The 630-nt window shown below is 63.7% G+C and carries 1 protein-coding gene; it reads left to right on the plus strand.

Annotated features, from left to right (window positions below):
• Positions 1-630 (plus strand): methylmalonyl-CoA mutase family protein (locus D1614_RS28265; protein WP_241558161.1); only part of this gene is annotated, 630 nt, incomplete at both ends.

Raw genomic sequence — 630 nt, forward strand, 5'->3', positions numbered from 1 at the left:
GGGCATCGATTTCCTCGATACATGGCCCGGCATCGCGCCCTATCTGCGCGGCCCCTACCCGACCATGTATGTCAACCAACCGTGGACCGTGCGCCAGTACGCCGGCTTCTCGACGGCCGAGGATTCCAACGCCTTCTATCGCCGCAACCTCGCCGCCGGCCAGAAGGGCCTGTCGGTGGCCTTCGACCTGGCCACCCACCGCGGCTACGACAGCGACCACGACCGGGTGAAGGGCGACGTCGGCATGGCCGGGGTCGCCATCGACTCGATCCTCGACATGCGCACCCTGTTCAGCGGCATCCCGCTCGACCAGATGAGCGTGTCGATGACCATGAACGGGGCGGTGCTGCCGATCCTGGCCCTGTTCATCGTCGCGGCGGAAGAACAGGGCGTGCCCGCCTCCAAGCTTTCAGGAACGATCCAGAACGACATCCTGAAAGAATTCATGGTGCGGAACACCTATATCTATCCGCCCGCGCCCTCGATGCGGATCATCTCGGACATCTTCTCCTTCACCTCGAAGGAGATGCCCAAGTTCAACTCGATCTCGATTTCCGGCTACCACATGCAGGAGGCCGGGGCGACGGCCGACCTGGAACTGGCCTACACCCTCGCCGACGGCGTCGAGTA

The sequence above is a fragment of the Maribellus luteus genome (assembly GCF_003576475.1).
Lineage (GTDB): Bacteria > Bacteroidota > Bacteroidia > Bacteroidales > Prolixibacteraceae > Draconibacterium > Draconibacterium luteum.